This is a genomic window from Hymenobacter sp. UYAg731 (assembly GCF_054061335.1).
In genome coordinates, this window is record NZ_JBSSEC010000005.1 from 169073 (window position 1) to 182278 (window position 13206).

The 13206-nt window shown below is 64.4% G+C and carries 10 protein-coding genes and 1 tRNA gene; 5 read left to right on the forward strand and 6 right to left on the reverse strand.

The genetic code is table 11. The features are described 5' to 3' along the window. Positions 1-98: 98 nt before the first annotated feature. Positions 99-186 (reverse strand) — tRNA-Ser (locus ACVWYF_RS16595). 119 nt (positions 187-305) lie between these two features. After that, positions 306-1391: an asparaginase gene (locus ACVWYF_RS16600; RefSeq protein WP_457070017.1), complete on the reverse strand. Its 1086-nt coding sequence runs from the start codon at positions 1389-1391 to the stop codon at positions 306-308. A 130-nt stretch (positions 1392-1521) separates the two neighbouring features. Between ACVWYF_RS16600 and ACVWYF_RS16605 the strand changes: the two genes are divergently transcribed. Further along, a complete protein-coding gene (locus ACVWYF_RS16605; RefSeq protein ID WP_457070019.1) occupies positions 1522-3027 on the forward strand; it encodes a malate:quinone oxidoreductase in 1506 nt (501 codons plus the stop codon). 88 nt (positions 3028-3115) lie between these two features. Here ACVWYF_RS16605 and ACVWYF_RS16610 read toward each other — a convergent pair whose 3' ends face one another. Next, positions 3116-3856, reverse strand: a complete 741-nt coding sequence (locus ACVWYF_RS16610) for an SDR family oxidoreductase (protein WP_457070021.1) — start codon at positions 3854-3856, stop codon at positions 3116-3118. Positions 3857-3990: 134 nt separating this feature from the next. Between ACVWYF_RS16610 and ACVWYF_RS16615 the strand changes: the two genes are divergently transcribed. After that, positions 3991-4542 (forward strand): GNAT family N-acetyltransferase, encoded by a 552-nt coding sequence (locus ACVWYF_RS16615; protein ID WP_457070023.1) that lies wholly within the window; start codon positions 3991-3993, stop codon positions 4540-4542. 147 nt (positions 4543-4689) lie between these two features. Here the strand turns inward: ACVWYF_RS16615 and ACVWYF_RS16620 are convergent, their stop codons facing one another. Further along, complete coding sequence (locus ACVWYF_RS16620; RefSeq protein WP_457070025.1) at positions 4690-5559, reverse strand: SDR family oxidoreductase; 870 nt, start codon at positions 5557-5559, stop codon at positions 4690-4692. Positions 5560-5667: 108 nt separating this feature from the next. Between ACVWYF_RS16620 and pncA the strand changes: the two genes are divergently transcribed. Continuing rightward, a complete protein-coding gene (gene pncA / locus ACVWYF_RS16625) occupies positions 5668-6291 on the forward strand; it encodes a bifunctional nicotinamidase/pyrazinamidase (protein ID WP_457070027.1) in 624 nt (207 codons plus the stop codon). Positions 6292-6305: 14 nt separating this feature from the next. Here pncA and ACVWYF_RS16630 read toward each other — a convergent pair whose 3' ends face one another. Next, complete coding sequence (locus ACVWYF_RS16630; RefSeq protein ID WP_457070029.1) at positions 6306-9200, reverse strand: endo-beta-N-acetylglucosaminidase; 2895 nt, start codon at positions 9198-9200, stop codon at positions 6306-6308. Between the two features lie 200 nt (positions 9201-9400). Next, on the reverse strand, positions 9401-10597 hold the full coding sequence (locus tag ACVWYF_RS16635) for a DUF1624 domain-containing protein (protein WP_457070031.1): 1197 nt from the start codon (positions 10595-10597) through the stop codon (positions 9401-9403). A gap of 126 nt (positions 10598-10723) precedes the next feature. On the opposite strand from ACVWYF_RS16635, the gene ACVWYF_RS16640 reads away from it, so the two are divergent. Then, on the forward strand, positions 10724-12010 hold the full coding sequence (locus ACVWYF_RS16640) for a zinc dependent phospholipase C family protein (protein ID WP_457070033.1): 1287 nt from the start codon (positions 10724-10726) through the stop codon (positions 12008-12010). A 71-nt stretch (positions 12011-12081) separates the two neighbouring features. Beyond that, on the forward strand, positions 12082-13167 hold the full coding sequence (locus ACVWYF_RS16645) for a mechanosensitive ion channel family protein (RefSeq protein WP_457070035.1): 1086 nt from the start codon (positions 12082-12084) through the stop codon (positions 13165-13167). Positions 13168-13206 lie beyond the last annotated feature (39 nt).

The following is a 13206-nucleotide window of genomic DNA, read 5'->3' on the forward strand; positions in this document are numbered from 1 at the left end:
ACGGGGCTTTTTTCGGCACCCAGACACACAAAAACGAAAGGCCGGCTTCTCCCGAAAAAGCAAATACCCCGTTCCCAGGCCGGAAACGGGGTATTTCGTTGAGGGGATGGGATTCGAACCCACGATGAGCTTTTGACCCATACACACTTTCCAGGCGTGCTCCTTCGACCACTCGGACACCCCTCAAGGATGGTGGTTGATGGGGCAAAGATAGGGGGAGAAATGAGTTAAAAGGTAGGAGTTAAGAGTTAAGAGTTGCTGTTCTGCTAACTTTTAACTCATTTTCTCTAACTCTTAACTCATTTTCAAAGCGTTATCTCGCCGCGCAAGTCGGTGGCCAGCAGCTCACGGGTGCGGGCTTCGCTCACGCCCAGGCCCAGCACGAACATGAGCTTGGTCACGGCCGCCTCGGTCGTAATGTCATCGCCGCCCACGATGCCCATTTCCGCGAAGCGGGCGCTGGTTTCGTACTTGCCCTGCACCACGCGGCCTTCCTCGCACTGGCTCACGTTGAGGAGCCACACGCCGCGCTGGCGGGCGTCGGCCAGACAATCCAGGAACCACCCGGCGGTGGGCGCATTGCCCGAGCCGTAGGTTTCGAGGACGCAGCCGCGCAGGCCCGGTACGTGCAGCACGGCCGAAACCACCGCCTCTGTGATACCCGGAAATAGCGGCAGCACGGCCACGCCGGTTTCGAGCTGCTGGTGGACTATTAGGCGGGCACCGGGCAGCAGCCGAATACTTTTGTCGTCGAACTCCAGGCCGATGCCGGCGCGGGCCAGCGGCGGGTAATTCTCGCTTTTGAAGGCGGCGAATTGCTGGCTCTCTACCTTCTTGGCCCGTGTGCCGCGAATGAGCACGTCGTTGAAAAACACGCACACCTCGGGCACGCGCACGGTGTGGGCGCGGGGGTGGCGGGCGGCCGCAATTTCCAGGGCCGTGATGAGGTTGCGCTGGGCATCGGAGCGGTTGGCCCCCACCGGCACCTGCGCCCCGGTGAACACCACCGGCTTGCCCAGATGCTCCAGAGTGTAGCTCAGCGCCGCCGCCGAATAAGCCATGGTATCGGTGCCGTGCAGCACCACGAAGCCGTCGAAATCAGCATAGTGCCGGCCAATGAGCTGGGCCAGAAAGAGCCAGTCGGCGGGCGTCACATTGCTGCTGTCGATGGGTTCGGGCAGGCTCAGCAGCGCCAGCCGGAAGGGCAGGCGCGTGAGCTCGGGCATCTTGCGGTCGAGCCGGCCGAACTGCATGGGCACCAGGTCGCCGGCGCGGCTCAGGGCCATGCCCACCGTGCCGCCAGTGTAGATGATGAGCAGGCGCGGGGCGGTGGTATCGGCCACGTCGGCGCGGGTGGGCAGGGGCAGCAGGGGCAGGTCGAGGTCGGGCATGGGGCGGGCGGCGGGAAGCGGGCGGGGGTAGCTTCAGGGCTGGACGAAGGTAGGGCGCTTGATTTTTTCTCCAACAAGCAGCCCCGTTCCCCCGTCCCCCGTATTGCCAGCGGCCCCCTTACCTATTTACATGAATTCACCCGACTCCTCCCCTGCCAAACCCGTTGCCGACGTCATCATCATTGGCGCGGGCATCATGAGCGCCACGCTCGGCGTACTGCTTAAAGCGCTGGACCCCAGCCTCACCATCAGCGGCTACGAGCGGCTGGATGCCGTGGCCGCCGAAAGCTCCGATGCCTGGAACAACGCCGGTACCGGCCACTCGGCCTTCTGCGAGCTCAACTACACGCCCGAGCGGCCCGATGGCTCGATTGACATCAGCAAAGCCGATAAAATTGCCGAGCAGTTTGAGCTGAGCAAGCAGCTCTGGGCCTCGCTGGTGCAGGAAGGCCAGCTGCCCGACCCCACGGCCTTCATCCACAGCATTCCGCACATGAGCTTCGTGTGGGGCGATGCCAACGTGGAATACCTGCGCAAGCGCCACGCCGCGCTGCTGCACTCGCCCCTGTTTCAGGGCATGGAATTTAGCACTGACCCGGCCAAAATCACCGAGTGGATTCCGCTGGTGATGGACGGGCGCGACCCGGCCCAGTCGGTGGCCGCCACGCGCATGGCCGTGGGCACCGACGTGAATTTCGGCGCCCTTACCCGCGCGTTATCGGATTATCTAAAGAGCCTGCCGGGCGTGGATTTGCACCTGGGCCACGAGGTGGAGGATTTCCGGCACAAGGACGACGGCATCTGGCGGCTCAAGGTGAAGGAGTTGGCCACCGGCCAGAGCCGTATTGTACGGGGGCGCTTCGTGTTCATTGGGGCCGGTGGGGGCTCGCTGCCGCTGCTCGAAAAGTCGGGGATTCCGGAGGCCAACGGCTTCGGCGGCTTCCCCGTGAGCGGGCAGTGGCTGAAGTGCCAGAACCCCGCCGTGATTGCCCGGCACGAAGCTAAAGTGTACGGCAAGCCCGCCGTGGGCTCGCCGCCCATGTCAATGCCCCACCTCGACACCCGCCAGATAAACGGCCGCAAAGAGCTGCTGTTCGGGCCTTACGCGGGCTTCAGCACCAAGTTTCTGAAGAAGGGCTCGTACACCGATTTATTCAAATCCATCGAGCTGGGCAACATTCGGCCGCTGCTCTACGCCGGGGCGCGCAACATGGGCCTCACCAAATACCTTATCGGTCAGGTGCTGCAAACGCCCCAGGAACGCACCGCCGCCCTGCGCGAATATTATCCCGAGGCCGACCCCGCCGACTGGCAGCTCGGAGTGGCCGGCCAGCGCGTGCAGGTCATCAAAAAGGACAAGAAGGAAGGCGGCGTGCTCGAATTTGGCACTGAGATGGTGACGGCCGCCGACGGCTCTATTGCCGCACTGCTGGGCGCTTCACCGGGAGCCAGCACGGCCGTGGCCATCATGCTGGAGCTGGTGCAGAAGTGCTTCCCCGAGCGCGCCGCCTCGCCCGAGTGGCAGGCCCGGTTCCGGCAGTTGGTGCCTTCCTTCGGCCAGAAGCTGGCCGATAATCCGGCCCTGGCCGCTGCCGTGCGCGAGCACAGCCGCGAAGTGCTGCGGTTAGAGGCGTGAGGAATCGGCCTTAACCTATAACAAAACATCCGTCATGCTTCGCTGGGCTCTGCATGACGGATGTTTTTTTCAGGTTTATTACCAGCTACTACCGGTTGTTCATCATCCGAAACTGCTCGTCGAGCTCGGCCCGTGAGGCCAAGCGCGACTTTTCGGAGCTGCCGTAGCCCACTTCCTGCTCGCCGGCCGCCAGCCGCGCCATTACCGAATCGGCAAACTCGTCCACGTTCACGCCGAAGGTGTGCAGGCCCGGCCCGCCGAGGTCGGTATCCACGGCCGGGGGCACGATTTCGAGCACCGAAACGCCCGTGGGAGCCAGCTGGTGGCGTAGCGAGAGCGTGAACGAATGCAGCGCTGCTTTGGTGGCGCTATAAATGGGCACGAACGCGGCCGGCGCAAACGACAGGCCCGAGGTGACATTGATAATGGCCGCGCCCGGCTGCCGGCGCAGGTGCGGCACCAGCAACGTAGCTAAGTGAATGGGCGCTTCCACGTTGATAACCAGCTCCTCGCGGCGCTGCTCCCAGTCGGTGGCGGCGTCCTCGGCCAGCTGGATGCGGTTCTGGATGCCGGCGTTGTTCACCAGCACGTTGAGGGCCGGGTATTCGGCGGTGGCCCAGCGCACCAGCTCGGTGCGTTCGGTCACGTCGGCCACGTTGGCTTGGCGCGTAATCAGGCCGGGGTAGCGCTGTTGGGCTTCAGCCAGCTTATCGGCGCGCCGTCCCACGATGATGACGGTGCTGCCGGCTTGCAGGAAACGTATCGCGAGGGCCAGGCCGATGCCCGATGCGCCGCCGGTAAGCAGGATGGTGTTGGTGGCTAAGTTCATGACGGGAATTAGGGTTTTTTAAGGAGCAGGCCGCTAACAAGCCAGCCGCCCGATTGGTTAGCAAAACAGCTCCGTAGCGCCTTATCTTGCGGGCTTATTGCCGGGCTTATCAAGCCGGCCCTCCCCTTTTTTGTATGATTAAACTGGAACCCTTCACCTCCGACGATTTCACCCAGCTCATGGAATGGGTCGACGACGAGCGGTTGATGAAAGAGTGGAGCGGCTCGATGTTTTCCTTCCCCCTCACCGAGGCCGGCCTGAGCTGGTACATCGAAGGCTCGAACGACGTGAACGACCCCAACGTCTTCATCTACAAAGCGGTGGATTCTAAAACCAGAGTCACCGTCGGGCATATTTCGCTGGGCGGCATCAGCGAGCGCGACCGGGCCGGGCGCATCACCCGGGTGCTGGTGGGCAACACCACTGAGCGCCGCCGGGGCATCTGCCAGGGCATGGTAAAGGCGCTTTTGCGCATCGGGTTCGAGGACCTGAAATTGCACCGCATCAGCCTGGGCGTCTACGATTTCAACCACGCGGCCATCAACTGCTACCTCAAGTGCGGCTTCCAGCAGGAGGGCGTGATGCGCGACGTGGTGCGCCACGGCGACGGCTACTGGACACTCATCGAAATGGGTATTCTGGAGGATGAGTGGCGGGCAATTCACCCAGCGCATCCGGCAGTTTAGGTCCTTCCATAGGACGAGTATATCTCAAGAACGTCATGCTGAGCGCAGCCGCAGCATCGCTACCGCAATAGTAAATGAATTACTTGCAGGTAGAGATGCTTCGACCCCGCTCAGCATGACGTTGCTTTTCAGCACTTTACTCCCTGACTAGTCCAGAAACTGCGCCCCCGTGAGCACCTCGCTCAGCGCCCAGAGCCGGGCGGCACTTTCGGGCGTATTGAAGGAGCTTTTTACGGGCTCGGCTCTTTTCTTATCGAAGTAGCCGCCGCTAACGGCCGCCACCGCGGGCGAGGAGGCTAGGAAAATACTGGTTTCAGCCCCTTTCGCCGTCGAAATCATGAAAGGACGACCCAGCTGCGTGAGCAGGCTCATCAGGCCGCCGGAGCTGCTGCCGAAACCGCTGGCCACCACGCCGGGGTGCAGCACGTTGGTGGTCACGTTGGTGATGCCGTGGGTGCGCAGGCGGCGGGCCAGCTCCTGCGTAAACATGATGTTGTAGAGCTTGGTATTAGCGTACACGCGCAACGCTCCGTAGCCCCGCGCCGACTGAAAATCAGCCAAATCCGGCCGGGCAATGCGGTACGCTTCCGAGGCCACATTGACTACGCGAGCGGCCGGGCTGGCCTTGAGCTTGTCGAAGAGCAGGGCCGTGAGCAGGAATGGTCCGAGGTGGTTGGTGGCCACGCCCATCTCGTTGCCATCGGGCGAAAGCTGGCGCTCGGCCCCAAAAATCAGCCCGGCATTGTTCACCAGCACGTCGAGGCGCGGGTAGCGGGCGTTGAACTCGGCGGCGGCGCGGCGCACCTGGCCCAGGTCGGCGAGGTCGGCCAGCAGCACGTCGACGTGGTCGTGGCCAGCGGCGGCTTTGATTTCCGCCTGGGTATCGGCCGCTTTTTCGGCGCTGCGGGCCAGGATGACGACGTGGGCACCCATTTTGGCCAGCTCGGTGGCCGTGACTTTGCCGATGCCGGACGTGGCACCGGTGACGAGGATTATCTGGTTTTGAAGGTCGGGCATGATGGAGAAACGTATGTTCGTACCAGCGTAAACGTAACTCCCGGCCAGATGCTTGGTTTTGCTGCTAAATTCCCCCCAGCTGTCTCCTCTATTCCCATTTCCTGCCTCATGAAAGCGCTGCTACTCATCGATATTCAAAACGATTTCCTGCCTGGCGGCCGGCTGGCCGTGCCCGAGGGCGACGCCATCATTCCGCTGGTGAATGCGTTACAGCCGCATTTCGAGCTGGTGGTGGCAACCCAGGACTGGCACCCGGCCGGCCACGAGAGCTTTGCCAGCAGCCACGTCGGCCGCAGCCAGTTTGAGCAGATTGACCTGCACGGCCTGCCCCAGGTGCTCTGGCCCGACCACTGTACCCAGGCCAGCGAAGGGGCCGAACTGGCCCCCGCCCTGCACACCGAGCGCATTGAGGCCATCTTCCGCAAGGGAATGAATCCGGAAATCGACAGCTACAGCGCGTTTTTCGACAATGACCACCGCAAAAGCACCGGCCTGGCCGACTACCTGCGCGGCCGGGGCGTGACCGAAGTTTTCGTGGCTGGCCTAGCCGCCGACTACTGCGTGTACTACTCCGCGCTCGATGCGCTGGAAGCGGGTTTTACCACCACCGTCCTCATCGATGCCACCCGCGCCATTTCAGGCGAGGGCTGGGAGGCGGCGCAGGCTGACTTACAAGCAAAAGGGGCTCACCTTATGGCAAGCCCATCCCTTCTTTCGGCGGCAGCATCCTGAGGGCAAGCCGGTTGCTATAGCTTCAGTAGCTTCACGGTGGCGGTGCCGCTGGCCGTGCTGGCGCGCAACGTGTAGAGGCCCGCCGCGCCAGACAGCGGCACGCTGAGGCGCGTGGTGCAGCCCGCCGGCACGGTTTGACGCCACACTACGGCCCCCAGCGCGTTGTTCACCTGCACCGTTACGGGCTGATTCTGGGCACCCTGGATTTCGATTTCGGCCCGGCCGCCGGGCACGGGGTTGCCGAACACCCGAATTTGCAGGCCCGCGCTGGCCGAGGCCGGGCGGGTAGCGGTGATATTGGCGCACTGCGCGGGGACATCGACCGACCAGTCGCTGGCGGCCATGTTGGTGAGGGTGCCGGGGTGGGCGTGGCCGGAGGCGTCGGCGGCCGTCAGGTTGGGCGAGTCGTTGCACTTCCAGTAGGCGGCCAGGGCGGTGCTGGTGGCGGGCACGCTGCAGGCGTTGGCCGCGATTTCGGCGGCGGTGAGGGCGCGGGTCCAGGCCCGGACCTCGTCGAGGCGGCCGTCGAGGCCGCGCGAGGCCGCGTAGTTGCGGCCCAGCGTGAAGGGCGCGTTCGCGGTCAGGCTACCGCTGGCGGCCTGGGAGTTATCGAGCACGCCGTTGACGTAGAGCCGCAGCGTGGTGCCATCGTAGGTGCCCGCCAGGTGGGTCCACTGCCCGGACGCGAGGCGCGCTACCGAGGCCAGCTTGCGGGTGCTGCCGCCCAGCTGGGCCACGAGCTGCACTTGGCTGGGGTCGATGGCCCCGTCGCCGAGGCGCAGCAGCAGCGTGTTCACGCCGCCGTCTTCCATGCCCAGCAGGCTGGAAATGTAGGGCGACGTGGCCTTGAAGGAGTTGGGCTTCACCCAGCATTCGAGGCTAAAGGCCGCGCCGCTCATATTGATGATGCCGGCGTCGACGTACTTGCTCAGGCCATCGAAACTCAGGGAAGTGTTGCTGCCCGTGGGCGGGGCCGTGAGCACGGTGATATAGGCCGGGCGGCTGAGCACGTTCTGGCCGGCCGGGCTGCTGGCCGTGAGCGTCACGGCGTAGGTGCCGGCCGTGGCGTAGGTAGCGGTGGCATGCACGGCGGTGCTGCTGGCGGGCGTGGCCCCGGGCAGCGTCCAGGCGTAGCTGGTGGCGTTGGTGGAGGAGTTGGCAAAGGTGACGGGCTGGCCGGTGAGCACGGTGGTGGCCGTGGCCGCGAAGTTGGCCACGGCCACCACGGCGGCGGCCGTGCCGTTGTACAGTTTCAGCTTGCCGAGGTTGAAGCGGTAGGCCGCCAGGGCCGTGGCCGAAGTAGCCTGCACGCCGATGATGGCCAGCTCGCGGTTGGCGTAGGCGGCCAGCGATACGGTGGTGGTGGCCCAGAGCGTATCGGCCAACGCCGGCACGCTGAGGTATTCGGGCGTGGTCAGGTTATCGCTGAAATACAGGGCCAGGCGGGTACTGCTGGCCCCGGCGGCCCGGCCCTTGTAGATGAGGTCGAGGCTGGTGGAGGCGGTGATGGGCAGCCTGGTTTGGTAGAGCTTGACGGTGGTGCTGGCCCCGGCGGCCAGGCTGCCGGCCAGCGCCACGCTGGTGCCGCCGTACCAGGCGCGGCTGAAATCAAAACCTACGCCGACGGTGGCCGCGCCGGTGCGCGCCCACTGCCACGAGGGTAGCAGGGCCTGCTTGGCCATGTCGGTCCAGCCCTTCACGGCCACCGCGCCGTTGTTGGCGAAAATTTTGCCCTGGCCCACGCAGAAATTGGTTTCAAAAGGCAGACTGGTGATGGCGCAGCGCACCGGCTGGTAGTAGCCGAAACCCGACCACCCGCTGGCGTCGGCGGTGGTGATGTCGAGGTCATCGCCAGAAAAAAGGCGCACCTCGGTGTTGTAGAAGTTCTGGTAGTCGGCCGGGTTGCTGTTGAAGTTGCTCAGGCCGCCGTTGAAGGTGAGGTTGGGGGCGAACACGGCCAGGGAGGTGCGCGGGGTGGCGGGATTGTTGCCGGTGTAGTAGTTGCCCAGCCAGGTGGTGCTGTTGAACAGCTGCTGGGGGTTGCGGCCCGGCCAGATATCGGCCCCGCTGTACACGTCGAACGGGCTGCGGCCGATGCTGGCGGCCGTGGCCACGGCGGTGTTAAATGCGCCCGCGCCCGACCAGAAATAGTTGGTGAACATGGCGTCGCTCACGCGGTCGGGGCCGCTTTGCAGCAGCGGGGCATTACTGGTGTTCAGGGTGTTCTGATACGATACCACACCGCTGGGCAGCATGGAATCATACCAGTGGATTTCCATGCCGGCTGGCCGGAGGGCTTGCAGCTGCTTGAGCAGGTTAATCAGCTCGGCAGCCTGCGCCGTGCTCAGGCGCGATTCCTCGTTGAAAAACCAGCCATCGAAGCCGTAGTAATTGGCCACGTCCACCAGCTTCTGGGCCCCGAGGTAGTTGCCGGCCGCGTCCTTCTGGGTGAGGGCCACGAAGCCCGGCCCATCGGTGAAAACGGTGCCGATAATCTTCACGCCGTTGCGGTGCGCGGCTTCCACCCACGGCCGGCACGGAATGCCCACCGGGCTGGCAAACCACGTCAGCACATCGATATACTGCCAGTGGGTGAAGTTGTAGAGGTTGAACTGGGGCTGCTCGTTGAGGTAGCCCACGAAGTTGTTCATGCCATCGGGGCACCAGTTCACCTTGGAGCTGAAGCTCTGGGCGGGGTTGAGTTGCGGAGCCAGCGAATTCTGGCGGGTGGCCAGGGGTACGGTGCTCACGTTGGCCGGCACGGCGGTGGGGCCGGTGGCGGTCCAGGCCATCAGCTGGGCCGGGGTGAGGGTGGTGTACTGGGCGGCCGGCTCAATCTGGGCCTGCACGGCCAGGGTGGCCGCCAGCAGCACCAGCAGCAGGCAAAAGCGGAGGTAGCGTTGTTTCATGGGTTGGTGATGGGTGGTGAACGAGAAAAACCGGGGCCAAGCAACCCCACGGCAAGGTAAAGCCCAATCAATCAAACCCCTACCCTTTCTCACCAGAAAATATTTCCTGGCGGTATTGTCGTCGCTGCATGAAAAAGCCCGCCGGGAATAATCCGGCGGGCTTGGTTCGGTTTCAGCAGCGGTTGAGCAGCTGCACGGCCCTACAGATACGACAGCCACCAGTGCGCGTGCCGCTGCTTGTAGCCCAGGTACCAGCGGCAGGGCCAATACAGCGCCACCACCACCACCGCCCACACCACGTACGCCCGCAGCAGGCTGGGCTGATACGCGGCCGGCTGCGGCGCGCCGGGCGGGGCAAACGAGAGGTTGTAAGGCCGCCCAAACGCCGCCCACGTCCACAGTAGCGCGCCGCCGCTGATGAGGCAGAAATGCAGCAGGTAGTAGAACATGGGCACTTTACCGAAGGTGCTCAGCCACCGGGCCAGGCGGCCGGACACGTCCTCGGCCACCGAGAGCAGCAGCAGCGCCACGCCCAGCGTGAGGCTGAGAAACAGCAGCGACGGCGGGTACTTGGTTACGTTGATAAACGACAGCGCGGTGTAGAACATCCCGCGTGGCTGGACGGCCCAGGGCTGCGGGTCGCCGTACCAATTACTGAACCGCAGCACCACAAAGAACAGCAGCGCGCCCGCTCCAGCCAGCCGCAACAGGCGGTTGCGCGCCGGCAGCGGCAGCTGAAACCACGGCCCGATGCAGTAGCCGGCCGCCAGCACCGCCGCCCAGGGCAGGATGGTGTAGGCCGCCAGCACGGGTAGCTTGGGCGTGAGCTGGTAGAGGAACGGGCTGTCGTAAATGAGGGCCGGCAGCAACGTGGCGGCCGTTACGGGCTGAATATTGGGCAGGGCGTTGTGGCCCAGAATGACGGCCAGGGCCAGCGTGGCCACCAGCCAGCGCGGCAGCCAGATGAGGCCGGCCAGCGCCACCATGCCCCAGCCAATGGCCCAGATTACCTGGAGCAGAATGACATTATAAGCGCCCCATTGCAGGAAGAAGTTGATAATCACCACTTCCATAAAAACCAGCCATAGCCCCCGCGTGAGCAGAAACCAGCTCACCCGGCCCCGGTCGGGCTGCTTCTGCTGGTACAGGAACACGCTGGTGCCCGCCAGAAACACGAACGTAGGCGCGCAGAAATGGGTAATCCAGCGCGTGAAGAATAGCAGCGCCGAGGCGTGAGCCACGTCTTCGGGCCGCACGGCGGTGGGCGTCCAGAACTCGCGGATGTGGTCGAGGGCCATGATGACCATGGCCAGGCCGCGCACCACGTCGATGGCCTGCACGCGGGGCGTGGCGGCCCGGCTCGCCATTGGCTGGGGTGGCAAGGTAGTAGTCAGCATAGGCGGCGATAGTGGAAAAAGACGCAGCCAAGTTATGGCATTTTCCGAAGCCGAAAGGTGCGCGGCAAACAACGGTCGGACGGGTTTCCACGTTGCCACAGTTCTGCTTGTCTCGCGCCCGCTTTCATGCTCTTTCGTCTTCTGGTTTTCCTGCTGCTGCTGGCCGCACCCCTTGCGCCGGCCGCCGCCTATTCGGTACTCACCCACCAGGCCATCGTCGACTCGACCTGGGATAGCTCCATCGCGCCGCTGTTGCAGCGCCATTACCCCGGCGGCACTACCGAGGCCATGAACGAGGCCAAGAGCTACGCCTACGGCGGGGCCATTTTGCAGGACATGGGCTACTACCCGCTGGGCTCCACGTTCTTCACCAACCTCACCCACTACGTGCGGGCCGGCGATTTCGTGCGCAACCTGCTCATCCAGGCCCGCAACCGCAACGAGTATGCCTTTGCCCTGGGCGCGCTGGCCCATTACGCCGCCGACAACGAGGGCCACCCCAAGGGCACCAACCTCATTATCCCGACGGTGTATCCTGATTTGAAGGCCAAATTCGGGCCGGTGGTGACGTATGAGCAGTCGCGCGTGCGGCACACCGAGCTGGAGTTTTCCTTCGATGTGGTGCAGGTGGCGGCCGGCCTCTACCGTACCCAGGCCTACCACAAGGCCATTGGCTTCCGGGTGAGCAAGCCGGTGATGGAGCGCGCTTTCCGGCAAACCTACGGGCTGGAAATGAAGCAGATTTTTCTGAGCGTGGATGCCAGCGTGGCCATGTTTCGCTTCGCGGTGAACCAGCTGCTGCCGGCAGCGGCGCGGGCCGCCTGGTACCACAAGCACGACGAGATAAAGGAGCTGAGCCCCCGTGCCCGGCGCGGCGATTCGCTGTATCATAACAACCGCCGCCAGTACCGCCGCGAGTTTGGGCACGACTACGAGCGGCCCGGCTTCGGGGCGCGCCTGATGGCGGGCGTGCTACGGGTGCTGCCCAAAATCGGCCCGCTGAAGCCCTACGCCTTCACCCTGCCCGACGCGGCCGGGGCCCTGCAGTTTCACCGCAGCTACCAGGCCTCACTGGCCCGATTCGGCACGCTGGTAAAACAGCAGCCGGCTGATACCACCAAAACCCGCCCCCTAGCCGACACCAACCTCGACACCGGCGCGCCCACCCACCCCGCCGCCTACGTGCTGGCCGACCAGACCTACGGCGAGCTGCTGCGCCAGCTGCACCGGCGCGATTTTGAGCACCTCACCCCTGCCCTGCGCGCGGCGCTGCTCAGCTACTTTGCCAACGGCATCCCCGTGCCCACCCGCGAAACCGACCGCGACAATGACAACGCCCGCAAGGCCAAAAAGAGCCGCCGACAAACCGAGGAATCCCTGGCGGCGCTGCGGGCGCTGCCGGCCACCAGCTAACCTTTCGGGGCCGGGCGGGGTACACCCTGCTCACCCGAAGGCCGGTCGCATAGCCCGCGCCGCTGGTCATTATGAACGAACGAATAGCACACCTGCTCTCACATTTTCCCGATATTTTTACGGGCCTGGCCGTGCTGCTGGGCGGGCTGGCCGCCGGGCTGGTGGTGCGGTTCGTCATCTTCGGATTGCTGCGGGCCTATGACCGGCGCGAGGATTCGGCCCTGGCCCGCTCCATCGTGCAGCACTTGCGCACGGCCAGCGCCTGGTTTCTGCCGGTGCTGGCGGTTTCGCTGCTGCTGCCGCTGGTGCCCCTGCCGCCCAGGCCGTTTGAGGTGCTGCGCCGCTTCATCGAATTCACGCTGATTCTCACCTTTGCCTGGGGCCTTATCAGGACGCTGGACGTATTTCAGGACCTGGTGCAGCTACGCTACCAGCTCAGCGGGACCGATAATCTGCAGGTGCGCAAGCTGTTCACGCAGCTGCAGTTTCTCAAGAAGCTGGCGGGCTCGCTGGTGGCGTTTGTGGCAGTAGGGTTGGTGCTGATGAGCTTTGAGACGGTGCGCCGGCTGGGTACGGGCCTGCTCACGTCAGCCGGCATTGCCAGTGTAATTGTGGGGTTTGCGGCGCAGCGCTCCATCAGCAACCTGCTGGCGGGGTTTCAGATTGCCTTCACCCAGCCCATTCGCATTGATGATGTGCTGGTGGTGGAAGGCGAGTGGGGCCGGGTGGAGGAAATCACCTTCACCTACGTGGTGCTCAGCATCTGGGACGAGCGCCGGCTGGTGCTGCCGCTCAACTACTTCATCGAAAAGCCCTTTCAGAACTGGACGCGCACCAGCGCCCGCCTCACCGGCGTGGTTTTCCTCCAAACCGACTACACCGCGCCCATCGAGGCCCTGCGCGCCGAGCTACGCCGCCTGCTGGAAGCCAGCCCGCTCTGGGACCAGCGCGTGTGCGTACTGCAAGTCACCGACTCCAAAGAGCGCACCCTGGAGCTGCGCGCCCTGGTGAGCGCCGCCAACGCCAGCGCCCTTTGGGACCTGCGCTGCGCGGTGCGCGAGGGGCTGGTGGCGTTTTTACAGCGCGAGTTTCCGGCCAGCCTGCCGCGCACGCGGGCCGAGGTAGCAGTAGCGCGGACTTTTAGTCCGCGTCCCTGACGGATACCCACGCGAGGCTAACGGCGAGGGGACGCAGAT